The following is a 21,231-nucleotide window of genomic DNA, read 5'->3' on the forward strand; positions in this document are numbered from 1 at the left end:
AGGAACAGTTCGCGCCGTGTTTTGCGTTTCTTGATAGTGTATTCGGCTTCGGCGAAGGTCAGTTGGCTCATGATTGAATCTGTGTATGTTGGAAATGGGGTAAATTATGCCAGACTGGAGCAGTTTTTCAGAGGTTCCCTAGTACCTAGTTTAGGAACTAGAGCTACAGTTAAAATCCATCCAGTGTCGCTACTAAGACTGAAACTTGTCCAGCTCGTCGGACAGGTCAGCTTCCGCCTCCGCCACCAACAACTTCAATCGCTCGTCAATGAGGTGCAAAAGTGCTAATTGCGCTTCACCAGAGGCATCCGGGTTTAGCGCGCAGAGCGCCAAACGGGTATCATCCAGTTCTCGCAGCAAGCTTTCGCGGCGTTGCTTCGCTAATATTATTTCCGCTGTTGGCACTTTGGCCGGCTGAGTACCACATTCAGACATGCTGATGAACTCCTTCTCAGTGATCAACTTGCTTTCCACTATGCGCTGATAGGGCGTTTCCTATTTAGCAATAAGTTGCCACATCCGTATAGATAAAAAAAACAGAAGATCCGGTTTTTTCCATTAAAAAACCCAGAATTTCTGGCTTTTACCACAATTGGCCATTTTTGGCCCTGCTTTGCCACTCCATTACTGAAGAGATGAACGTAAATAACAATAGCCATGCCCCGCGAATGGGCTTGCGCGAAATCATCGGTGCACGCCTCCGCTCAGTGCGCAAACATCGCCGCATCACCGCCACAAACCTGGCTGACAATATGGGTATCCGGGGGGATGTTTTGTCTTTGATGGAGCGAGGACACCAGTCAATCCCGGCTGAATTGCTTGCGGATTGGTGCCTGGCGCTGGACATTTCGGCCAATGCGATATTGACTCCGGAGAGTGATCAGAATTCTGCTTACGAGATAGCACCAAGCACGATGCAACGGCTGTCCGAACTCAGCACACCATACCGCAAGTTGGTTTTACAGCACCTTGATCTGGTCTATGCGCTCGCCCAAGGGGAACAGACAATCGATAAAGCGTAGCTCCGCGGTTAATGAACACTGGTACAGCTTTAGACCTTTTAAAGTGGACCCCATACTGGCAGCCCTAACGATTGCTGCGGCTGATTGCGCCAAGGCGCTGCAAAAATCAAAAACTACTGACCGGCGCGAACCGCGCGAACACAGGCGCTGCTGAGGCGGTAGCCGGTGAGGACATAGCCGTCGTAAAAGAGGACCACCCACACAGCAGCGGCATTCCAGGTGCAGGGGGTGCTGGTCCAGTAGGCTCGGCTGCGGGTGTCCGGGAATCTCTCAGTGTCGATGGCCGGATCGTGGCGGGAGCGGTCTACCAGGGTTGCGAGCTCGTCGACCCTGGGCAGGCGCCAGCCATTGCCTAGCTCGGTCACGGCTTTCTCAGCTGCCTCGTGTGTAACGGCGGCACCGTCCAGGAGGGTGTTGCTCCATTGAAGGTTGGCACTTTCAGCTGTGTTATTAGTTGTGGCGGTTGCGACATTCAGGTTTTGCATTATGTTCTCCGGTTAAAAATGGGTTCCGAGATTGAGCGGACAATAGTTCTGCCCTGATTTGACAAACAAATACACATCCTCCAGGCGATAAGAATCACTATTGCCCCGCACGCGGTAGGCATCTGTCGTGTCGACGATCGCTACTGGAAATGGCAACGATTCCCGGGGCGGGTTCTGGTGGAAATATTTGGAACCCTCACGGATGGCCGCATAGAGTTGGGTCGTCATGGTTTCGTTCCTCTCAATGCAGTGTGCACTGCTGCGGCTCGGCGATCTGGACCACATCTCTGGCAAAGGTAGCCAGACGGAAGTCGATCAGGCGATGTTCATCCGCTTCTTGTGGGGACAATCTGCCCAGTCTCGCCAGTATCTCCAGTTCTTTGCGGCGGCGTAGCCAGCCGCGGACCTTATCCGCAAGTTCCGGATATACCGTTACGGTGATATTAAGCTCGCACATGGCCACCTCCGTGTAGCTCCCGGTTTAGTACCGAAAGTTGTTTGGCCCGCGCTTCGTGATCCGCAAAGATGTCCTGGGCGGCGCGCAGCTCGCGCGTGGCCTCATCCCTGCTCACCGTGGTGGTTTCCGGGCAGGCGATGCGTTCGCGGCACAGGGCCAGCGCCAGCCGCACTAGCCGGGCCTCGGCCAAGTCCAGTACAAATACGGTTTTTTCTGTGTTGTGCTCCATCTCGATTCCCTCCAGGGATGAACAGTGCCGCGGGCGCTGCCCACGAGCGGTATAGGCGGCCTCGCGGGCGAGACAGCCAAACAAAAGTTCGTCCTGCACCAGCCCGGCCCAGCTGGATCCGCTTCGCACGACGCGGTTGTGCAGCCAGGCGTGATAGACCTGGATTTCCCCCACCCGGTGGTACAGGGGCAGCAGGCGCTGGTTCACGGCCGGGCGACCTCCCGCATCGCCTTGACCTGCTCTCGCAGCCGGTTGAGGCGTACCCGCATATCACTGCGCAAAACCTCCGGTTGTTGTTTCAGCCACTCCTGCACCTCGGTGCGGGTGCGCCTGCTGAGCAGGTGCCAGGCCAGACAGTTGCGGAGATGGTCTTCGCTGTTGCTGTCAACCGGCCGGGCGATCAGTGGCGGGGGCTGGGCGGGGTTAGTCATGTATGTGCTCCTAATGGGGTTATACGATTTCCCCACCGGATTTGAGCGGGAGAGATAACTCCATATCCCGCCAGCGGCCATCCACGCTCAGGTAGTCGTTTGCCATACGCATGAGATCAAGTCGGGTGTAGTCCTTCCCCGGCTCCGCGCCCATCAATAGCAGTGCGTCTTCAATGTTGTAGGCGATCGCGTATAGCTCATCGGTGACCGATTCTTTAGCCCAGAGAGATAGGTTGTCAGGCACTAGGCGATTCGGGTATTTGATGAATGACATGTGATAGCTCCTGTTATGTTGAAAAGATTTGAGGGGGGGGGTGTCGCAGACACCTAACCGGGCTAACCGGCGCCTTTTCCCTCCTGTACCTCCTTAAAAATCAATGAGTTACGTCTCAAAAATGGTTAGGTTGAAAACCTAACCTGACCTAACCGAAAAACTAACCGATTGATTTATAACGATTTTTTAAAAGTAAAAAGTTAGGTTTTTACTTTTTCTATTACCTAACCTGGTTAGGTCTCGGTTAGGTAAAAGTTAGGTTTTCCTTTTTTCCTGAACCCCGCACTATCACTGGCTTTGCGGGCAGTTTTTGCTTTCGGTTAGCTCGGTTAGGTGTCTGCGACACCCCCCTCCATTTTTTAATCGGCCCTTTTTTTGGCGTCTGGATTCTCAAAAACCCAACAAAAACGGGCGCGGTCGTTGTCGATTGCGGACTTGACGTTTTTGCGCCCGTGGAACTTGTAACGACGGCTGTGTGGCAGCAGTTTCTTCAAACTGTTGATATCGGGATGGTCCACCTTGGCCAGTTCGCACTGCTGCTTGTAATGAATCAGATTGATGGCAATCCAGGCCGGATCTTTGCTGTGGTTGAGGGTTTGCGCTTCGACCTTGCCGCCATCCGTTGCATAGATGGCGGGCGCCTGGGAATCATCCACCAGACGCACATTGAGGTAGTCGTAAATCTCCCAGAATTTCTGCACTTCCGGATGATCGGCACTGAGCCGGCCCTGGCGGTTGACCGCGCGCAGGTAGACATAGTGTTGGATGTCTTTAACGGTGGCCTCGCTCAAGGAGGGGAACACCAGCGGCAGAACACCAACCATGGCAGATACCATGGCGTGGTTCTTGACCACACGCTGGTCATGTATCTCGCCACGGTGAACGTACTCCGCATCCAGTGCCGGGTAGTCACAGAGGATTTTTTCCAGAATGGCTTTTTCTCTGTGCAGTACAGCCGGTAGAAACCCGCTGGCCTCTTCTACGGGAATACGTTCAAAGCGCTGTACGAGCGGTTTTGTGGCCGGTGAGAAATGGTCTTTGGTGGCATGACAGTGGACGATTCGCGAGAGCAGCGCGGGGCTGCCGTCTACGGTGTCGTTCTGAGCAATCACAATAGAGCCTCTAAACGGTGGCTCAATGGTGTCATTGCTGTTGTTACGCGCACCGGTACCGCGCGGCGAGCGACCATTATAGGCGGTCTTCAGCTCTTCAAAGTCGAAGGGGCCCTTCTTGGCCTTGTCGCTTCGGTCCGATTCGATCAACACCAGCGGCAGGTTAGAGACCTGCACAAAGTTGCGCGTGCGGTTGGAAAAAGTGGCCTTGCCCGGGTCGAACCCTTCGTAATCATCCCGGCCACAGAGTTTCCACAGGAATTCGATCACAGTGGATTTGCCGGCGCCGTACTCGCCGGTCAATTCCAGAAACGGGAAGGCTTTCAACTCTGTACGGATTTGCTCGGCAAACAGGGAGCCCAGCCAGAATGACAGAGCGACCATGCCTGAATTGGAAAACACCGCATGAAAGTCTTCGATCCAGGCAGGGGAGAACTCGGTATTATGGTGGTGCTTAAAGCTCTTGAAGCTGGTTTTGATGCGCTGTTTGCCAGCAGTGAAATAGCCCTGGCGGTTGCGTTTCAGTTTTCGGCCGTTGTGAAAGGCGAAGTCCTGAAAAACATAAACCTGGCAGTGTCTCTCATAGCCCAGAAAATTGATGGTTTCCACGGTTTTGACGCCACTGTCAAACCAGCGGTCCCTTAGTAGTTTTAACTGTTGCTCGCTGCCGTCAAAAGTGGAGCCGGGTGCCTGATTCAACAGGGCCTTATTAAAGGATTTGGGACTTTCCAGATGGGAACCGGTAAAGGCGACCTGCAGCCCTTTACCACGGGGTACAGCAATATTGAAATAGTAGGCAACCTCCAGGTTTTCCTTATTGATTTCACAGTAGAGAAACCTGGGCAGGCAATTGCTGATGCTGGTGGTGTTGAGATTGCGGTCAAAGAGTTCGCGGCCGCGTTCCGTGGCCAGCACTGCCTCAATGGTGCTGATTGCCTCCTTGTCCTTGCCACTGTCCTCGATGTCGGCCTGGTTTAGCTCTTCGATGGCCTCGCTCAGGGAGCGGGCCAGGCTGTCTTCCACATGCACCGAGTAGAGTCGGCTGCCAAAATCCAGCACCGTATAGCTACGGCGTCGTTTGCAATACCAGTGATAAGCCTTCTCCTCGATGCTTTTGGCAGTAAACAGGCGCCCGCGGTAAAGGCAATCTTCAATAAATTGGGGCGTGATCTTGTCGAGGCGGTAAAGGTCATCCCAGTCCTCGGAACCGCTGACCAGGCAAACTTCGGCCACCTCTCCCTGTTCCTGCAACTGCTCATGGTATCTACCCATGCGCTCCCCGGCGGGGTCGTTGTCATAGGCCAGACGCCAGGTGATCGACTGCCCCCGGTACGCCTCAATCACCTGCCGGGGCAGGTTGTTGCTGCTAAAGGCGGCCACGGCTTTAAGCCCACACAACCAGAGCGCTATTGCATGAAAAATCCCCTCGACGATATACACCACATCGTTGGATTTCAGTGTCTGGCCGGGGGGCTGCCAGGATTTGCCGTCGGAGTAGCGGTAACCGGACTTAAAAAAAGCCTTGTCGCCCAGTTCCCGTTCGTCGTTTTTATTGATCACCCTTTCCCAGTAGTAGCCGTCGCCGAGATCGAAGCGCACTGTTGGGGCATAGCCACCCCCGGGTAGCGGCCTTGCGCCCTGCTCGAACCAGCCGCCGATTTTACTGTGGGGAAACTGGCGCACATGATCCATATAGGCGCGGGCCGTAGCGTTCGGCTCTTCTGGCGTGGCGGGATAGTGCTTGGAAAAATTCTCGAACAGGTCTGGGTAGAGATCCCGCACCGACTCCTCGTAGCCGCAGTTATTTTTGCGGTTGCAGCGGACCACGATGGGCGTGACCGCACTGGTCCAAGCTTGTTTTTTGCCGCAGCCCGGGCAGATACCGGCCTGGAAATAGTCGCCCCGGCGCTTGAATTGAAACGCCTGGTCCCGCTCCAGCGCCGCCACCACATCGCGGTTGATCTGGCTGTAGTCCATGGCCTGAGCCCTACTGTTGCTTCGGCTTGGGCGATTCGGACTCAAGGCACCTGATTGCCAACTGTATAAGGTTGATCATTCGATACCGGCCAATTTTGATGGTTGGTAGATGTCCCCGATCTACTTGGCAGCGCACCGTTTTTAGGGTGTGTCCGGCGTTGATGGCATACTCCGCCTGCGTGCAAACGGGGGATTTAAGGAATGGGATAACTTGCTCATGCATTCTCATTATTCTCCTGTTGATGCTGATAGTGGCGTAATGAGGTGTAATATTTACACTGATTATTCGGTATCAAGTCAACACTAGAAGGTGCTTTTTTTACACTTTAGGCGCTAAACTCCACGACTTTTGTCTAAATTTACGATTAAAGTTGTAAAAATAGATTCAATTAGTGCAGTATTGGAGAACCAATGAGAATCAAAGAGGCTTAGCTACAGGGAATGGTGAGTACCGCAAAACTAAAACCAGGCGACCGGGTCCGGGCGATCAGAGAGCTAACCGGGCTTAACCAGCGAGAATTTGCTGAGGCACTGGGCGTCGATATAACCCTTTTGAAAAATATTGAATACAAGCGCAACCGAGTGACCGAGAGCTTCTATGAAATCATAGGGCGCACCTTCCCAGAGATGTTGCCTTGGTTTGTTTATGAAGGGCCACTGACACTGGACTCGTTGAGAAACAGCAAAAGCAGTCTTTGCAAGGTAGCAGCGGCCCGTATTGATGCCGGATTTATACCCGCAGGGTTCTTTTCCGAGGATATATTCAAGGATGGCAATCAATAAAGTTGAAAGTGGTCGTTGGCAGGCAGATGCCCAGCCGCAAGGGCGTGGGGGACGCAGAGTCCGGAAAACCTTCAATACCAAAGCCGAGGCTATTCGCTGGGAGCGAGCCCAGTTCGCTACCGCAGATAAAGGAGAATGGACTCCGCCGCAGAGAGACAGGCGGCGTTTAGAAGACCTTATAGAAGAATGGTACAAACTACACGGGCACACCTTAAAAAAGGGGGATGAGAGACGTGACTACCTACTCTCGCTATGCCAATTGATGGGCAATCCCTTCGCAAGGCAGTTAACTGCAACTTTCTATGCCGAATTCCGCCAAAAGCGCCTACGCGGAGAATTAAAAGCTAACAAACGGCACCGAGGTCCAATTAGTGCCAATACCTGTAACCACGACCTCACTTATTTACGTGCTGTATTCAATGAATTGATCCGATTAGGAAAATGGAAGGGTGAAAACCCTCTCGCTAGTATACGGCGCTTAAAATTCGATGATCAGGAATTGAGCTTTCTCGACATCGAGCAAATCAAACGGCTGCTCAGCGCGCTAAAAGAAAGTGGTTCTAGGCACGCCTTGTTGGTTGCTACCATATGCTTGGCTACCGGAGCCAGGTGGAGTGAAGCTCAAAATCTGCGCGGCGAACAAATCCGCAACGGTCGTATTACCTTCTCTCGCACCAAGAATGGCAAGGTTCGATCAGTTCCCATCAGTAACACTTTGGAGCGAGAAATTTTTGCGGAAAGGCCACGCTCAGGCCCCCTTTTCCTATATTGCTACAAGGCGTTCACTCGGGTACTGGACACCTGTAGAATCCACCTTCCGAAGGGCCAAGCCAGCCACGTACTACGCCATACTTTTGCCAGCCACTTCATGATGCGTGGCGGGAACCTCCTCGCGCTAAAAGAGATACTCGGCCATGCCGATATCAAAATGACCATGCGTTACGCGCACCTGGCACCTGAACACCTGGAGGACGCAGTCAACAAAAACCCTCTCGCGGCTCTGACACTGTGACCTCCGACCCAATGATATTTACCATTTAGACCTCATCTCAGCTGGTTAAGTATTGACCATTAAAGCCCGTAATTCATGGGCCACAAAGTTCGACTACAGGGCTTGAAGCTCAGAAAGTTATCTCCACATTAGCGGACGCCAAAGTGTCAACCAAGTGTCAACGCCAGTGAAGAACAAGGAGAAGTAAAGAGTAGCTCAAACCCAGTAACCATGCGGGTTTGAGGAGTTCTGAGAATCTTCAAGCATTAAAAAATCTGTCTGTTAATCATTGGGTCGCTGGTTCGAGCCCAGCAGGCGGAGCCAAAAAAAGCTTGTAATTCAATAAGTTACAAGCCAAGAAGGGCAACATCAAGAGATTGATGTCGCCCTTTTTTCGTTTAAGCGCCAACAAAGTGTCAACGCAAATCCAACTACGCTGGTTTCAAGGCGTGGTTCCCTTCCTATCTACCCCTCTGAGCGAGAACAGTACTGGTGGCGGCCAAGCCGACCTTGAATTGAGTGCATGCTGCTGCAAAGTCCAAACAGTACCTCTGGACTCAGCTCCAGATAATCTCCAGTAGAAAATGCCAGAGAAAGAAAATCGAGCTGGTGAATCGAATCATCCAAGTCTTCCATCGCCGTTAACTGTTCCGGGCGATGGTCAAGGCGGTGTTTGTCCTCGTGCGGAAAGCAGACAGTTTCACCTGTATCCAAATTCTTCAGAAATAAGCCGTCACCGCTATTCGCCGGTGGCTGAAGCAGCTTGAGACTGAGCGCAGGGGTGAAACGCCCGCGAGCAAGGCTCTTACCCCAGGGCAGCAGAGAACCCAAGGGCTTGAATCCCAAATCAATAGCCTGGAACGGGGGAAAGTGATAATAAAAAGGTTAGGGTAGATTCAACCAGTCGGTGTAACGTAATGAAATAGAATCGCTACCGGGGTTTTCAAGCTGCGTTCAGCTTCAAAAGCAAGGGGTCTAACTACGCAGCAGAAGCGGGGCTGTGGAATAGATGGAAGCGAGGTCATTATTCTTAACTGCCGACCACTCATAGCTTTGCAATTATCCGTCTAGGTTAGCCGCCGTATGCAGGGCCTGCAGGCGTTGGTGCATTACCCTGAACCACAGTATTGGCATGCACGCCAGCAGCATCATACCCGGGTAGCCGGTGGGCATCTGTGGGCTGCCCTCGTGATGACGCAGTATGGGATACTTGCGGCTGGCACGGAAGTGGTGATCTGAGTGGCGGGACAGCTCGAACAAGCTCAATCTGCCCAGCAGGTGGTTGGAGTTCCAGGAGTGAGTGGGCTGTACTCGCTCGTAGCGACCGCTATCGATCCGTTGGCGGCTGAGGCCATAGTGTTCAATGTAATTGACGGTTTCCAGCAGAAGTATGCCAAAAATGGCGGCAAGCACAAAACAAGCTGCAGCTTTAGCCCCAAACGTCAAGCCAATGCTTAAAACCAGCCCTGCCTGGATCAGTTGAAACTGCAACATCTGGTTGCCGGGGCTCCACCAGGGTTTATTGCGTTTGGCCAGTCGCGCTGCTTCCAGGCGCCACGCGGATAGATATCCCTGTCCCATCGAGCGGAGCCAAAAGGCGTAAAGGGTTTCTCCATAGAGCGCGCTGGCGGGGTCTTCCGGTGTGGCGACGCGGTGGTGATGGCCGCGGTTGTGCTCGATAAAAAAATGCATATTGAGGGAAGTGAGCAGCAATAATTTGGCTAGTAGCTGTTCGTAGCGGCTGGTCCTGTGGCCTAGTTCATGGCCGATGTTTATGCCAAAGGAGCCGCACATCAGCCCCATACTGATGATGGCGCCGACAAGCTCCCAGTTGTTTAACGCGGGTACCACCATAAGAAAGTAGAGCAGAACCCCATACTGAACCGGTACAGCTATATAGAGCATGACGTCGAACAGTGGATTGGCGCGCATCGCCTTTTCCTGTTCGGAACTTGGATTGGCAGCCGATGCCGGAAGAGTGAGTTCCAGCAGGGGTAACAGACCGTAAAGGTACAGGAAAGGCACCATCAGCCAGAGGCCCCCCAGCCAAAATCCAAGGGCAGTAAGCAACGGCAAAATATAGGCAAAACTGTATTGGAATGGGCGCAGATCCATGGTCACTTCCCCCCGTCGGCATTTCAGTCCCGATCAGCTCTGTATTGTTTTTATAACTGAAAATTCTGCAAAACCCCAGTGTAATTTGAAACCAGGATCGGGAAATCCCGCTATGGGTGGATTGACAGCCATCCCGGTAACACTGCTGCTGTGACTTTTTGCCTGTTTTTCATAGGGTTGCAGAATCCTGCAGTCATGACTATTAAGTCAAATGCTGCTTTCGTTTTTTGCCTTGGTATAAATTTATTTGAAGCTGGTGATAATTTCGTGAGCCCAGCAAGCCCGAGTCGCAATGCCCGGCTTGGCCCCACGGTTTGGAGGGGAGCATTTGCAGGTGAAAATTTATCGCGACTCTTCGGTCTGTATTCCATTGTGGTGGCTGTGGCGCTGCTTCAAAACCCCAGATGCCAATTCAGAGAGGCGAAATCGAAGCCGGGGTTTGGGGTGTTGGTGTAGGCATTGGAGAAATGGCTATAGCGCAGCGACACTGTGTTGCCGTTGGCAATACGGTAACCGCCGACAAAATGCAGGACGAAATTGGGTTTGGTGGTTAATGTCACGTCGCCAAAACTTTTTTGTGTGAGGTAGGCGGCGCCGATTCCCGCCTCGGCAAAAAGTCCGTGGGAGGCTATCCCCGGATACCAACGCAGAACGGGTTTCAATTCAAAAATATTCTGGTCCAGGGTTTCACCGCGATGATCCATACGCAGGTGGGAGTAACTGCCTTGCACCCACCACTGCCAGATACCGGTGGCCAGCGGAAATTCCGCAAACCGCCAGGCGTAGTTGATACCCAGCATCTTTGCCCCGGCAATGGATTCCCGTTGAATCAGGGCGTCGCCCAGGCCCTTGCCAGCACTGAAAATGAGTTCCTGCTCAGCGGTTGTCAGGGGCGCCGCTGTGGAAAATACGGCAGTGGTAATATACAGGAGGACACGCATAGAATTTAATGCAGTGAAACCGCGCATAAGAATTTCCAAATACCCCGGGGCCGACTCAAACATTAAGCTTAACCTTGTCACAAATTTTGGCAAGGGGCCATGTGGTTTGCACTTTGGGTGAGTGTCAGATTGATGTGGGCTTCGGTCCTGAATGGAAGGTCGGTGCCAAAGAATTTATCGCCAGGTGCGTTTTAACTGTCGCAATGCATCCGAGTGCAGCTGGCGGGCCCGCTCCTGACTGAGGCCCAGTTGCTCACCGATAATTCGAAATGAGCAGTCGCGGTCTGAGGACAGGCCGTAACGCAGGCTGAGTACTGTGCGCTGGCGTGGAGGCAGACGGTTTACCGCTTCCCGCAACCGCTGTGCCAGCTCCTGATTGATTACCAGTTCATCGGTATTGTAGCGGTCATCCGCCGGCGCATAGTCAAGCCGGGTACTGTTCTGATCCTCCGCCACCGGATCGTCCAGGGAGCCGGTGGGGCCGGGCAGCTTCAGCAGGCTTTGGACCCGTTCCAGGTCGAGGCCGCTATGGCGGGCTAAGTTGTCGTCCGAGGCTGGTAAACCCTGGGCCTTCACTTCAGCGATGGACCGGTAAATTGTCCGCAGATCATCCTGGACGTTAGCTGGCTGGCGCACAAGGTCGTCATTGCGTCGCAGGGCGAGCTGGATTTCCTGCTGAATCCACCAGTAGGCATAGGTGGAAAAGCGGTAACCCATCTGCGGCTTGAACCGTTCTATGGCTTTCATTAGGCCGACATTGCCCTCCTGAATCAGGTCGATAAACGGCACTGAAGGATTGCGAAAGCGTTTGGCGATGGCTATTACCAGGCGCAAGTTGCACTGGATCAGCTTTTTACGCTGTTCTTTGAAGCGGCGCAGCAGGCTCTGCATCGATGAGCGGTCGCGACTCGACAGGCTGTTGGCGGCGATTATTTCCTCAGCCCTGGCGATGATCAGTCCGTGGTCGCAGGCTCCGGTACTGCCGCGCTGCTCCACCCCTTCGCTGCGCAGTTGGACCAGTTCCACCCCGCGTTTCGCCAGCAAGGCGACCAGCTTGTCTTCGATCTCCCTCAGCATGCAGGTGGTGGCCTGCTCCTGTTCCGGTGTGAGCAGCCCCAGATGGTACAGGTGTCTGAGGTAGCTTTGCATCGGGGTGCTGCCACTTTCGGTGCCGGACTCCAGGTTGGCGGAAGCGGCAGATTCAGCGGCTTCGTCGATAGGGGTGGCCACTCCCCGGGCAGGGGGGCGGCGGTTGCTGGAGACGCTGTCACTGAGCAGGTCGTCTGGTTCCTTCAGCCATTCATCGTCCCCGGATCGGATGTTTTGTCGCGGCAAGGGCAGTACCCTCTGTTGGCTGTCGGTGAGGGCCGCGAAGCTGAGCTGGGCGGCTCTTTGGCGCTCTATTCCCTTTTGAATATAGACCTAAGTTGAAAAGTGCGCCGCAGCAAGGGTGACCGGCGGGTGCTCAATATGGACCTGGTGGTGTTGCCGATACCTGGAGTAAGGTTTAGCGGCGACGGGCGACAATGCTGAAGCTGAAATCGATTTGCGGTGAGACTTTCAGGGTGCCCAGGGCAGCACTAAAGGGCTGCAGGCCGAGCTGTTGGTGGCTCAGCGTGAACTGACCAGTGGCCCGTATGGAGTCTTCCGCGATTACAATCCGGGCGGGCAGGAGGATGCGAAGGCGACGGCCGGCAATATCCATAGTTGTGGCAAAGGTCAGATTTCCCTTTTTCGGGGGATTGTCGACCAATGCTTCACCTCTCAGGCGGATGATCGGGAAGTTACCGGCGTTGAGCAGTTTTGGCCCCAGCATATTGGCGCGTGTGGCGGAAACAGCGTCCGCCGGAATCGGTTCAGCAAATTCCCTGCCGTAGTGGCGGCGAAGCCTGGGGTCATCGACCCGCAGCGCGGCTGCGGGTATTTCCAGCAAAAAACGGGATTTTTGGGGAGGCTTTGCTAGCTCGACTGAGCCCTGGAACTGGGTCGCCGAAATAACGTGGTTATGCCCCAGGTTGGCCAGGGCACCGCTGCGGTATATACGCCAGTGGATGTCGGAGGCAGCGGAGTCGACCCGGTACGACGCTGCGGAAGCCGCTGCAGGGACAAGCGTTGCGAGGGCGCTGAGAGTGAGTAGAATGGTGGCGAGGCTATGCATGGCGAAACTCCGGAGAAGGGTGTCAGCCGTGAGAGCGGGGCCTTGCTGAGAGCTTAGCAGTAAGTACACCGGCCGGGGCTAAGCGCCCCATATCAGGTTGAGGACTGCTAGCGGACGCGCTTCACTCTGACACTGCGGCCCGCATCGACTTCGCGCATCAAGAAGGAGCCAAACAGGGCCCGGTCTACCCGCATGGCGTCGCCCGGCTTCCAGGAGACGCGGGTGCTGTCGGTTTGGCGCCAGACCTGGCCGTTGTCCAGGGTGATCAACAGTTTCCCATAGGCGACTTTTTGCACTGTGGCTATGTGGGCATTGATGGATTTGGGGGATTCCTCGGCAACTTGCTGCTGCTCCCGGCCAAAATTCTGCTCCCGTTGTTGCTCCACCTGCTGCTGCAGGGTCTGGCTCAGGGTGTCGTAACAGTGCAGTCGCTCCGTATCGTCGGCTATGGCCGCGCAGGCCTGGAGCTGGCTGCCGACCGGATCTGCGCTGGCGTTGGTGGCGACCAGCAGGATAGCGAGGAAAAAACGTCTCATAGAAGTCAGTTCACCGGTTGATTTTGAGGGGATTCTGCCTGATTGGCGTTCTCTCCTCAAATGAAAATGTGCTGGCTGTCGCATTCTGATGGGCGACACCGTGGAACAATTGCTAGTACTGCCAGCACGGATATGAAACAGTTGAGTCAGAATCATTGCCGGGTGGCAAACCCGGTTCAATGGGTGGAAGTGCCTGGTGCTCTGGCACTGATCCGTGATCAAGGGAAGGGACCCTGGTATGGGTCGCTGGGACGGCAGGGAATTTTGTCCTAATCATAATAACCATAAACAACACTATCAGGGGTTGGAAATAATGAAGAAGCTCATCATTCCCGCAATTGCTATCGCTGTGGTTGGCGGTTATGTCTATTACCAGAACGCGGATAGCGGGGTGTCCGCAGCCGGGGCAGCAGGAGAAGTTGGAACGGTACTGGAGAAGGGTGGCTCAGGTGCTGCGCAGGAGAGTGATACCAGTCTGGCCGCAGTGGATGTGGATGAACTCGCCGGAGCCGATGGCGATATTTTTGCCGATGCACCGGAGCAGTCGCTGGAGGCGGTCGGGGATGACGCTGAAAAGGCGGCAGCGACGGAACCGGGGGAAGAGATAGACCACGCGAACGAGTAATCTGCTGACCTGGTCCAATACCGGGCCAGTTCCGGGTTGGTGGCGATGCCGACAAAATCTTTCGGGGCGGAGAATACTTGTGCTATGAACCTTAATCAGGTGACTCTGCCGGTCCGAAATATGCGCGAGGCGGTGGCTTTTTATCTGAAGCTGGGATTTACCCAGATTGTGGACACACCGCACTATGCCCGCTTCATCTGCCCGGAGGGCGATGCCACTTTTTCCCTGTCGCTGCAAGAGACCGCATACACCAATGGCGCGGTGCTGTATTTCGAGATTGAGGAACTGGATGAAGCAGTGGAGGCTCTGCGAGCCAAAGGCATCGAGTTTGCCTGTCCCCCCCAGGATATGCGCTGGCTGTGGCGGGAGGCGGTGCTGTGGGACCCCAGCGGTAACAAAATCAAGTTGTACCGGGCTGGGGACAGCCGTCTAAACCCGCCCTGGCGCGTCGAGGTCAGGGACAGCTCTTGACCAAATCCGGGGGCGGGGCTCCATCGACAGCAAGGTTTGCAGCCTAACCCTGGGCGTTGAACTGTTTGCCGCTGACCCCACGGCTGTCGTCCCCCATCAGATAGAGATAGGTGGGCATAATCTGCTCGGGGGTGGTGACGGTGTTTGGGTTCTCTGCCGGATAAGCGGAAGCGCGCATACTGGTGCGGGTGGCCCCGGGGTTAATGCTGTTGACGCGGATATTGGAAACTCCGTCCATTTCATCGGCAAGGGTCTGCATCAGCCCCTCGGTGGCAAATTTTGACACTGCGTAGGCGCCCCAAAAAGCGCGCCCTTTGAGTCCCACGCCGGAACCGGTAAAGATCACCGAGCCCGCCGGGGAGTTTTCCAGCAGCGGCAGTAACACTTTGGTAAGGCCGAAGGCCGCATTGACATTGACCTGCATCACCTGCTGCCAGGTGCCGAAATGGTAGTTGGCGATGGGGGTGCGCTGTCCCAGCAGGCTGGCGTTGTGAAGCAGACCGTCCAAACGCCCGAACTCCTGACCCACGGCCTCAGCGAAGTATTCGAATGTCTCGATCCGGGTTTCATTGAGATCCAGCGGGAATATCGCTGGTTGGGGTCCACCCGCCACTTCGATTTCGTCATAGACCCTCTCCAGCTTCTCTGTGGTGCGCCCGAGCAGTATCACTGTGGCGCCGTGGCTGGCAAAGGTTTTGGCGGCGGTTTTACCAATACCGTCACCGGCACCAGTGACGAGGATAATTTTGTCTTTGAGGAGGTCCGGTGCGGCGGTGTAATTGCCGATGGTTTCAGACATATTGTTTCCGTGGTGGTGTTCAGTGGGCGTTGACTAAAAAGGTTGCAGGTGCTCAGGGTCTCTGCAGGTAATGGGTCTGCAGCAGGGGCCAGATTTCATTTGCAGAACTGATCCTGTGATCCGCATTCCAGTCGGTCACATCCACGTCTGTGCCGATATAGCCGTAGCTGCAGGCGATAGTTGGCATGCCGGCGGCGCGGCCCGCTTCTATATCCCGCGGATGGTCCCCAGCGTAGATGGCTTCCCGGGGGTCACAGCCGATTTGTGTGCAGGCCAGCAGCACTGCTTCCGGGTGGGGTTTGCGATCCCGGACATGATCCGGGCATACGACCGCACCGGGCGGGGGCAGGTGGGCGAAAGCGCTCAGCAGGGGCAGTGTATAGGCTTCCGGCTTATTGGTCACAATGCCCCAGGCGATGCTGTTTTCAGCCAGCGTGTGCAGCAGTGTCTCGATACCGGGGAAAAGCACTGTCTTTACTGCCAGATGATTGAGGTACAGATTGAGAAACCGCTGATGCAGGTCGTCGAAGCCGGGATCGTCCTCTCCCAGGGCAAACGCCAGGGTCACCATTCCCCGGGCACCATTGGAGACAGCTGCGCGGATGTTTTCCTCCGCCAGTGGGGGCAGCTGTTCCTGGTGGCGCAGCTGATTCAACACCACGACAAAATCCGGCGCTGTATCGAAAAGGGTACCATCGAGGTCAAAGAGTACTGCTTTCATACTTCGTTCCTGGTGTCCATCACTGCGGGTTGGTAGCGTACACCAGATAGTTTACATCCACGTCCCGGGGGTTGAGTTTGTAGTTGCGGGTGATGGGGTTATAGGTCATGCCGCAGATATCATGCAAGGTCAGATCCGCCTCCCGCAGCCAGCCCCCCAGCTCCGATGGACGGATAAATTTGCTGTATTCGTGGGTTCCCTTGGGCAGCATGCGCAAGACGTATTCCACCCCCACTATTGCCAGCAGCCAGCTCTTGGTATTGCGGTTAATGGTGGAAAAGAACAGATCGCCGCCGGGCTTGACCAGCCTGGCACAGGCGCGAATTATTGCTGCCGGATCCGGGACATGCTCCAGCATCTCCAGGCAGGTAACCACGTCATAGCTGCCCGCCTCCTGTTCCGCCAGCTCATCCACCGCGATTCGCCGGTAGTCGATGGACAGGCCGCTTTCCAATGCGTGCAGTTCTGCTACCTTGAGCGGTGCTTCGGCCAGATCGATGCCGGTGACCTGGGCACCGCGCTGGGTCATCGCTTCGGCCAGAATGCCTCCCCCACAGCCGACGTCCAGCAGTTTCTTGTCCGCCACCTTTGCCCGCTGGTCGATATAGTTGGCGCGCAGGGGGTTGATGTCGTGCAGCGGCTTGAATTCCCCATGGCGATCCCACCAGCGGCTGGCTAGCTGCTCGAATTTGGCGATTTCCGCGGGGTCAACATTACTCATATCGTCTACTTGTTGGCAGTTGCATCGGTTGGGGCAGCCCGGGTAAGCCCGACTTTTACATCCTGTTGGGCCGCCGTCGGCGGCTATTGTTCGGCATCGGGCAGGCCCGCGATTCTAGCACGCCACTGGCGCGCCCGTTGAATGACTTCGGCCTCGTTGATGGTCAAAAGCCCGCGGTCACGAAGCAGCTGGCGGCCGGCCACCCAGACGTCGGTGACGCGCTGGCCGCTGGCGGTATAGATCAGCTGGGAGAGCGGATCATGCAGAGGCTGCTGTTCCAGCTCCCCCAGGTGGATGGCGGCGAGATCCGCGCTTTTACCCGGCTCCAGACTACCGGTGACATCGCTGATTCCCAGGGCGCGGGCACCGTTGATGGTGGCTGAAGCCAGGGCCTGATGCGCTGGCATGGCACTGGCATCCCCGCTGAGGGCTTTGGCCAGCAGGGAGGCTGTGTTGGCTTCGGCCAGCAGGTCCAGTCCATTGTTACTCGCTGCGCCGTCGGTAGCCAGTGCCACATTGATCCCGGCATCCAGCAGGCGCGCTGCGGGGCAGAACCCCGATGCAAGTTTGAGGTTGGAGCGCGGGCAGTGAGCGACATGGGCGCCGCTCTCCCGCAGCAGGGAGAGGTCAGTGTCGTTCACCTCAGTCATATGGACACACAGCATCTGGGGCGACAGCAAGCCCAGCCGCTGAAGGCGCTGCAGGGGCCGTTCGCCGGTCTCAGCCTTCGCCTTCTGGACTTCGCCTGCGGTCTCGTGGAGGTGCATCTGTACGGCAATTTGCAGCTCGTTGGCATAGATTGCGATTTTTTCCAGAGTCTCATCCCCAACCGTGTAAGGCGCATGGGGGGCCAGCACTACGCCGATGCGCTCGTGGGTGCGGTAGACATCGCGCAACTTGAGCCCTTTGTGTAGCGCGTCTTCCGCATCGCGGCTCCAGGGGGTGGGAGCATCGATGATGGGGAAGGCCAGTTCCGCCCGCATCCCCGTATCCCGCGCCACCTCAGCGGTGGCTTCCGGAAAGAAATACTGGTCGGAAAATGTGGTGGTGCCGGAGCGGATCATTTCGGCGATGGCGAGGCGGGAGCCATCGGCGACAAAGGACGCGTCAACCCACTTCCGCTCGGCGGGCCAGATGTGCTCTTGCAGCCACTGGGCCAGCGGCAGGTCGTCCGCAAGGCCGCGAAACAGACTCATGGCGGCGTGGGTATGGGTATTGATCAGGCCGGGAATCAGCAAGTGCCGATTGAGGTGCACTTCCCGCTGCGGGCGGTAGCGGGCCGAGGCTTCAACCGAGGGGAGCAGGGCGATGATTTGCCCTTTGTCAATTGCTAGTGAGCAATTTTCGTACACCTTCTGTTCCGGGATCACCGGAATAATCCAGCGTGAGTGAATTAGGGTGTCGATAGTAGGAACGGATGTGCTTGCAGACATTTAGCCTGACCCGGGTCGCTGAGTGAGGCGATAGACTTTAGCCGCGCGGTGCGGTGGGAACAAGTCCGGTTTGCCCCGTCCTTCAGGGCGCCAGTTGTGGTACTATTGCCCGCTTTACCAGATCCCTGGCGGCCAGCCACTGGCACGGGTCCGAGGGGTCGATCAGCCTCACCTTGCGGAGCCTGGGGGGCGGTGACCATTACTTAAGGAATGCCGGAAACCTATGGGCGAGTTAGCCAAAGAAATTTCTCCGATCAATATCGAGGAAGAGCTCAAGCAATCCTATCTCGACTACGCCATGAGCGTGATCGTCGGCCGGGCACTACCGGATGTGCGCGACGGCCTCAAGCCGGTGCACAGGCGCGTGCTCTTCGCTATGAGCGAGCTGAAGAACGACTGGAACAAGCCCTATAAGAAGTCTGCCCGTGTCGTCGGAGATGTGATCGGTAAGTATCATCCCCACGGTGATTCCGCAGTTTACGATACCATTGTGCGCATGGCGCAGCCTTTTTCCCTCCGCTACACGCTGGTGGACGGCCAGGGGAATTTCGGCTCCATTGATGGCGACAGCCCGGCCGCCATGCGCTACACCGAAATCCGTATGGACAAGCTGGCCCACGAGCTGTTGTCGGATCTGGACAAGGAAACCGTCAACTTTGTCGACAACTACGACGGCTCCGAGCAGATGCCGGAGGTATTACCGTCGCGGGTCCCGAACCTGCTGGTAAACGGGTCGTCCGGTATCGCCGTGGGCATGGCTACGAATATTCCCCCGCACAATGTGGTGGAGGTGATCAATGCCTGCCTGGCGCTGATCGACAATCCCGACCTGAGTGTCGATGCGCTCATGGAGCATGTGCCGGGCCCGGACTTTCCCACCGGTGCCATTATCAATGGCCGCGCCGGAATTCTGCAGGCCTATCGCACCGGCCGCGGTCGCATCTATGTGCGCGCCAAGGCAGACGTGATCCGCGATGACAAATCGAATCGCGAAACCATCATCATCACCGAGATTCCCTACCAGCTGAACAAGGCCAGGCTGATCGAGCGTATCGCCGAACTGGTCAGGGAAAAGAAAATCGAGGGTATTTCAGAACTGCGCGACGAGTCCGACAAGGACGGCCTGCGGGTGGTGATTGAACTGAAGCGCGGCGAACTGGGCGATGTGGTACTGAACAACCTCTACTCCCAGACTCAGTTGGAGAGTGTGTTCGGCATCAACATGGTGGCGCTGGTGGACGGCCAGCCGCGAGTGCTGAATCTCAAGGAACTACTGGAGTACTTTATCCGCCACCGCCAGGAGGTGGTTACCCGCCGCACTGTCTACTTGCTGCGCAAGGCGCGGGAACGGGGCCATATCCTCGAAGGTCTGGCGATCGCCATTGCCAATATCGATGCGGTAATCGAACTGATCAAGTCCTCGGCCACGGCGGCGGATGCTCGCGAGGCGCTGCTGGCGAGAGGCTGGTCTGTCGGCGAAGTACAGCAGTTCCTGGAGCGCGCCGGTGCCGACGCCTGCCGCCCGGACTCGCTGCCGAAGGAGTTTGGCCTGCGCGATGATGGTACCTACCACCTCTCCCCGGCCCAGGCTCAGGCCATATTGGAACTGCGGCTGCACCGCCTCACCGGTATGGAGCACAACAAACTGCTGACCGAATACGAGGAGCGACTGGCGCAGATTGCGGAGTACCTGCATATCCTGGGCAGCTTTGAGCGCCTGATGGAGGTGATCCGCGAGGAGTTGCAACAGCTTCTACAGGATTTTGGTGATGAGCGCCGCACGGACATCGTGGCTTCCCGTCGCGACCTGACCGTGGAGGACCTGATCACCCCGGAAGACAAGGTGGTGACCATCTCCCACGGTGGTTATGCCAAAAGCCAGCCGCTGGCGGACTACCAGGCCCAGCGTCGCGGTGGCATGGGTAAATCCGCGACCCAGGTGAAGGACGAGGATTTTGTCGAGCACCTGCTGATTGCCAATTCCCACGATACCATTCTGTGTTTTTCCAACAAAGGTAAAGTCTACTGGCTCAAAGTATACGAAGTGCCCACGGCGGGGCGGGCTTCCCGCGGCCGCCCGATGGTGAATATGTTGCCGCTGGAAGAGGATGAACGGATCACCAGCATGCTGCCGGTTTCCGAGTACGATGAAGATCACTTTATCTTTTTCGCCACCGCCAACGGCACTGTGAAGAAGACGCCGCTATCCGCATTTGCGCGTCCGCGCAGTGTCGGGCTGAGAGCCATTGAACTGGAAGAAGGCGATCGGCTGGTGGCTACCGCCATTACAGATGGCACGCGCGACGCGGTGCTGTTTACCAGTGGCGGTAAGGCCGCGCGCTTTTCCGAGAGCAATGTGCGCTCCATGGGCCGCGTATCCCGGGGTGTGCGCGGAATCCGTATGCCGGAGGGCAAACGGGTGATCGCCATGGTGATCCCGGAAGAGGGCGGCGCCGTGATGGCCGTAACTGAGAATGGATACGGCAAGCGCACGGCGATAGAGGATTTTCCCGCTAAAGGGCGGGGTACCCAGGGGGTGATCGCCATTGCAGAGAGCGAGCGCAATGGTGAGCTGATCGGGGCCTGCCAGGTGAATCCAGGTGAGGAAATGATGCTGATTTCCGACCAGGGCACTCTGGTGCGTACCCGGGTCGATGAGGTGTCCGTATTGAGCCGCAATACCCAGGGGGTGCGGGTCATCCGCCTGAAACAGGGAGAGCACCTGGTGGGGCTGGCGCGAATCGAGGAGTCCGAAGAGAGTGAGGACCTGGGAGGCGGAGAATGATCCTCTGTCAGTGAGTAAAAGGCCGCGAATTTCCGCGGCCTTTTTTGCCTCTGGCCTACTAAGAAATGGCGTTCGATGTGATGTGCCTTTTTATTTTTGGCTTTTTTGCGTCAATTTATCTAGGGCCAACTCAGTTAGTGTGAACAGGCCCTAGTAGCCTTTGAT

Annotated in this window: 24 protein-coding genes; 6 read left to right on the plus strand and 18 right to left on the minus strand. The window is 56.0% G+C overall.

Annotation, left to right across the window (positions count from 1 at the left end; all coding sequences use genetic code 11):
• Nucleotides 1-192: 192 nt before the first annotated feature.
• A complete protein-coding gene (locus tag AB1S50_RS13930) occupies nt 193-462 on the minus strand; it encodes a hypothetical protein (RefSeq protein WP_367151449.1) in 270 nt (89 codons plus the stop codon).
• A gap of 212 nt (nt 463-674) precedes the next feature.
• Here AB1S50_RS13930 and AB1S50_RS13935 point away from each other — a divergent pair, with 212 nt between their 5' ends.
• Entirely contained in the window at nt 675-1,022 is a 348-nt protein-coding gene (locus AB1S50_RS13935) for a helix-turn-helix domain-containing protein (RefSeq protein WP_367151450.1), read from the plus strand.
• Nucleotides 1,023-1,135: 113 nt separating this feature from the next.
• On the opposite strand, the gene AB1S50_RS13940 is transcribed toward AB1S50_RS13935, so the two are convergent.
• From AB1S50_RS13940 to AB1S50_RS13970, 7 genes are all read right to left on the minus strand, one after another.
• On the minus strand, nt 1,136-1,507 hold the full coding sequence (locus tag AB1S50_RS13940) for an Lcl C-terminal domain-containing protein (protein WP_367151452.1): 372 nt from the start codon (nt 1,505-1,507) through the stop codon (nt 1,136-1,138).
• Nucleotides 1,508-1,519: 12 nt separating this feature from the next.
• Nucleotides 1,520-1,735 carry a hypothetical protein gene (locus AB1S50_RS13945; RefSeq protein WP_367151453.1) on the minus strand — a complete coding sequence of 72 codons (216 nt, stop codon included), beginning with the start codon at nt 1,733-1,735 and terminating at the stop codon, nt 1,520-1,522.
• Between the two features lie 13 nt (nt 1,736-1,748).
• On the minus strand, nt 1,749-1,964 hold the full coding sequence (locus AB1S50_RS13950; protein ID WP_367151454.1) for a hypothetical protein: 216 nt from the start codon (nt 1,962-1,964) through the stop codon (nt 1,749-1,751).
• Nucleotides 1,951-2,400, minus strand: a complete 450-nt coding sequence (locus AB1S50_RS13955) for a hypothetical protein (protein WP_367151456.1) — start codon at nt 2,398-2,400, stop codon at nt 1,951-1,953. The genes AB1S50_RS13950 and AB1S50_RS13955 overlap by 14 nt, the downstream gene beginning before the upstream one ends.
• Nucleotides 2,397-2,624, minus strand: coding sequence for a hypothetical protein (locus tag AB1S50_RS13960; protein ID WP_367151457.1), 228 nt, complete (start codon nt 2,622-2,624; stop codon nt 2,397-2,399). Before AB1S50_RS13960 ends, AB1S50_RS13955 begins: the two co-directional genes overlap by 4 nt.
• Nucleotides 2,625-2,643: 19 nt before the next feature.
• Nucleotides 2,644-2,898 carry a hypothetical protein gene (locus tag AB1S50_RS13965; protein ID WP_367151459.1) on the minus strand — a complete coding sequence of 85 codons (255 nt, stop codon included), beginning with the start codon at nt 2,896-2,898 and terminating at the stop codon, nt 2,644-2,646.
• 359 nt (nt 2,899-3,257) lie between these two features.
• On the minus strand, nt 3,258-5,987 hold the full coding sequence (locus AB1S50_RS13970) for a toprim domain-containing protein (protein ID WP_367151460.1): 2,730 nt from the start codon (nt 5,985-5,987) through the stop codon (nt 3,258-3,260).
• Between the two features lie 441 nt (nt 5,988-6,428).
• On the opposite strand from AB1S50_RS13970, the gene AB1S50_RS13975 reads away from it, so the two are divergent.
• Complete coding sequence (locus tag AB1S50_RS13975; RefSeq protein ID WP_367151462.1) at nt 6,429-6,770, plus strand: helix-turn-helix domain-containing protein; 342 nt, start codon at nt 6,429-6,431, stop codon at nt 6,768-6,770.
• Complete coding sequence (locus AB1S50_RS13980; RefSeq protein WP_367151463.1) at nt 6,757-7,782, plus strand: phage integrase; 1,026 nt, start codon at nt 6,757-6,759, stop codon at nt 7,780-7,782. The genes AB1S50_RS13975 and AB1S50_RS13980 overlap by 14 nt, the downstream gene beginning before the upstream one ends.
• A 444-nt stretch (nt 7,783-8,226) precedes the next feature.
• Here AB1S50_RS13980 and AB1S50_RS19530 read toward each other — a convergent pair whose 3' ends face one another.
• The 6 genes from AB1S50_RS19530 to AB1S50_RS14010 form a co-directional block, all read right to left on the minus strand.
• Complete coding sequence (locus AB1S50_RS19530) at nt 8,227-8,592, minus strand: hypothetical protein (protein ID WP_455363754.1); 366 nt, start codon at nt 8,590-8,592, stop codon at nt 8,227-8,229.
• Nucleotides 8,593-8,820: 228 nt separating this feature from the next.
• On the minus strand, nt 8,821-9,876 hold the full coding sequence (locus AB1S50_RS13990) for an alkane 1-monooxygenase (protein ID WP_367151464.1): 1,056 nt from the start codon (nt 9,874-9,876) through the stop codon (nt 8,821-8,823).
• 392 nt (nt 9,877-10,268) lie between these two features.
• On the minus strand, nt 10,269-10,844 hold the full coding sequence (locus AB1S50_RS13995) for an acyloxyacyl hydrolase (protein WP_367151465.1): 576 nt from the start codon (nt 10,842-10,844) through the stop codon (nt 10,269-10,271).
• 147 nt (nt 10,845-10,991) lie between these two features.
• Entirely contained in the window at nt 10,992-12,152 is a 1,161-nt protein-coding gene (locus AB1S50_RS14000) for a sigma-70 family RNA polymerase sigma factor (protein WP_367151467.1), read from the minus strand.
• Between the two features lie 172 nt (nt 12,153-12,324).
• Nucleotides 12,325-12,975, minus strand: coding sequence for a YceI family protein (locus AB1S50_RS14005; RefSeq protein ID WP_367151469.1), 651 nt, complete (start codon nt 12,973-12,975; stop codon nt 12,325-12,327).
• A gap of 107 nt (nt 12,976-13,082) precedes the next feature.
• A complete protein-coding gene (locus AB1S50_RS14010) occupies nt 13,083-13,511 on the minus strand; it encodes a hypothetical protein (RefSeq protein ID WP_367151471.1) in 429 nt (142 codons plus the stop codon).
• Nucleotides 13,512-13,824: 313 nt separating this feature from the next.
• Here AB1S50_RS14010 and AB1S50_RS14015 point away from each other — a divergent pair, with 313 nt between their 5' ends.
• The gene (locus tag AB1S50_RS14015) at nt 13,825-14,136 is read left to right on the plus strand and encodes a hypothetical protein (RefSeq protein ID WP_367151472.1); all 312 of its coding nucleotides are present in this window, start codon (nt 13,825-13,827) and stop codon (nt 14,134-14,136) included.
• A gap of 84 nt (nt 14,137-14,220) precedes the next feature.
• On the plus strand, nt 14,221-14,607 hold the full coding sequence (locus tag AB1S50_RS14020; RefSeq protein WP_367151474.1) for a VOC family protein: 387 nt from the start codon (nt 14,221-14,223) through the stop codon (nt 14,605-14,607).
• A gap of 43 nt (nt 14,608-14,650) precedes the next feature.
• Here AB1S50_RS14020 and AB1S50_RS14025 read toward each other — a convergent pair whose 3' ends face one another.
• From AB1S50_RS14025 to AB1S50_RS14040, 4 genes are all read right to left on the minus strand, one after another.
• A complete protein-coding gene (locus tag AB1S50_RS14025) occupies nt 14,651-15,406 on the minus strand; it encodes a YciK family oxidoreductase (RefSeq protein WP_455363755.1) in 756 nt (251 codons plus the stop codon).
• Between the two features lie 52 nt (nt 15,407-15,458).
• Nucleotides 15,459-16,127, minus strand: coding sequence for an HAD family hydrolase (locus AB1S50_RS14030; RefSeq protein WP_367151475.1), 669 nt, complete (start codon nt 16,125-16,127; stop codon nt 15,459-15,461).
• 19 nt (nt 16,128-16,146) lie between these two features.
• Entirely contained in the window at nt 16,147-16,848 is a 702-nt protein-coding gene (ubiG, locus tag AB1S50_RS14035; RefSeq protein ID WP_367151476.1) for a bifunctional 2-polyprenyl-6-hydroxyphenol methylase/3-demethylubiquinol 3-O-methyltransferase UbiG, read from the minus strand.
• An 83-nt stretch (nt 16,849-16,931) separates the two neighbouring features.
• Nucleotides 16,932-18,281, minus strand: a complete 1,350-nt coding sequence (locus tag AB1S50_RS14040) for a TRZ/ATZ family hydrolase (protein WP_367151477.1) — start codon at nt 18,279-18,281, stop codon at nt 16,932-16,934.
• Nucleotides 18,282-18,504: 223 nt separating this feature from the next.
• Between AB1S50_RS14040 and gyrA the strand changes: the two genes are divergently transcribed.
• Nucleotides 18,505-21,066, plus strand: a complete 2,562-nt coding sequence (gene gyrA, locus AB1S50_RS14045; protein WP_367151478.1) for a DNA gyrase subunit A — start codon at nt 18,505-18,507, stop codon at nt 21,064-21,066.
• Nucleotides 21,067-21,231 lie beyond the last annotated feature (165 nt).

Origin of the sequence: Microbulbifer discodermiae (genome assembly GCF_040742695.1) — a bacterium.
Taxonomy (GTDB): domain Bacteria; phylum Pseudomonadota; class Gammaproteobacteria; order Pseudomonadales; family Cellvibrionaceae; genus Microbulbifer.

Coding starts and splice junctions, on each gene's coding strand:
- AB1S50_RS14030 (WP_367151475.1), bottom strand. CDS start 16,127: ATGAAAGCAGTACTCTTTGACCTCGATGGTACCCTTTTCGATACAGCG.
- AB1S50_RS13995 (WP_367151465.1), bottom strand. CDS start 10,844: ATGCGCGGTTTCACTGCATTAAATTCTATGCGTGTCCTCCTGTATATT.
- gyrA (WP_367151478.1), top strand. CDS start 18,505: ATGGGCGAGTTAGCCAAAGAAATTTCTCCGATCAATATCGAGGAAGAG.
- ubiG (WP_367151476.1), bottom strand. CDS start 16,848: ATGAGTAATGTTGACCCCGCGGAAATCGCCAAATTCGAGCAGCTAGCC.
- AB1S50_RS13950 (WP_367151454.1), bottom strand. CDS start 1,964: ATGTGCGAGCTTAATATCACCGTAACGGTATATCCGGAACTTGCGGAT.
- AB1S50_RS14005 (WP_367151469.1), bottom strand. CDS start 12,975: ATGCATAGCCTCGCCACCATTCTACTCACTCTCAGCGCCCTCGCAACG.
- AB1S50_RS13945 (WP_367151453.1), bottom strand. CDS start 1,735: ATGACGACCCAACTCTATGCGGCCATCCGTGAGGGTTCCAAATATTTC.
- AB1S50_RS14020 (WP_367151474.1), top strand. CDS start 14,221: ATGAACCTTAATCAGGTGACTCTGCCGGTCCGAAATATGCGCGAGGCG.
- AB1S50_RS13940 (WP_367151452.1), bottom strand. CDS start 1,507: ATGCAAAACCTGAATGTCGCAACCGCCACAACTAATAACACAGCTGAA.
- AB1S50_RS14010 (WP_367151471.1), bottom strand. CDS start 13,511: ATGAGACGTTTTTTCCTCGCTATCCTGCTGGTCGCCACCAACGCCAGC.
- AB1S50_RS13990 (WP_367151464.1), bottom strand. CDS start 9,876: ATGGATCTGCGCCCATTCCAATACAGTTTTGCCTATATTTTGCCGTTG.
- AB1S50_RS14025 (WP_455363755.1), bottom strand. CDS start 15,406: ATGTCTGAAACCATCGGCAATTACACCGCCGCACCGGACCTCCTCAAA.
- AB1S50_RS14015 (WP_367151472.1), top strand. CDS start 13,825: ATGAAGAAGCTCATCATTCCCGCAATTGCTATCGCTGTGGTTGGCGGT.
- AB1S50_RS13970 (WP_367151460.1), bottom strand. CDS start 5,987: ATGGACTACAGCCAGATCAACCGCGATGTGGTGGCGGCGCTGGAGCGG.
- AB1S50_RS13975 (WP_367151462.1), top strand. CDS start 6,429: ATGGTGAGTACCGCAAAACTAAAACCAGGCGACCGGGTCCGGGCGATC.
- AB1S50_RS14040 (WP_367151477.1), bottom strand. CDS start 18,281: ATGTCTGCAAGCACATCCGTTCCTACTATCGACACCCTAATTCACTCA.
- AB1S50_RS13965 (WP_367151459.1), bottom strand. CDS start 2,898: ATGTCATTCATCAAATACCCGAATCGCCTAGTGCCTGACAACCTATCT.
- AB1S50_RS13960 (WP_367151457.1), bottom strand. CDS start 2,624: ATGACTAACCCCGCCCAGCCCCCGCCACTGATCGCCCGGCCGGTTGAC.
- AB1S50_RS13980 (WP_367151463.1), top strand. CDS start 6,757: ATGGCAATCAATAAAGTTGAAAGTGGTCGTTGGCAGGCAGATGCCCAG.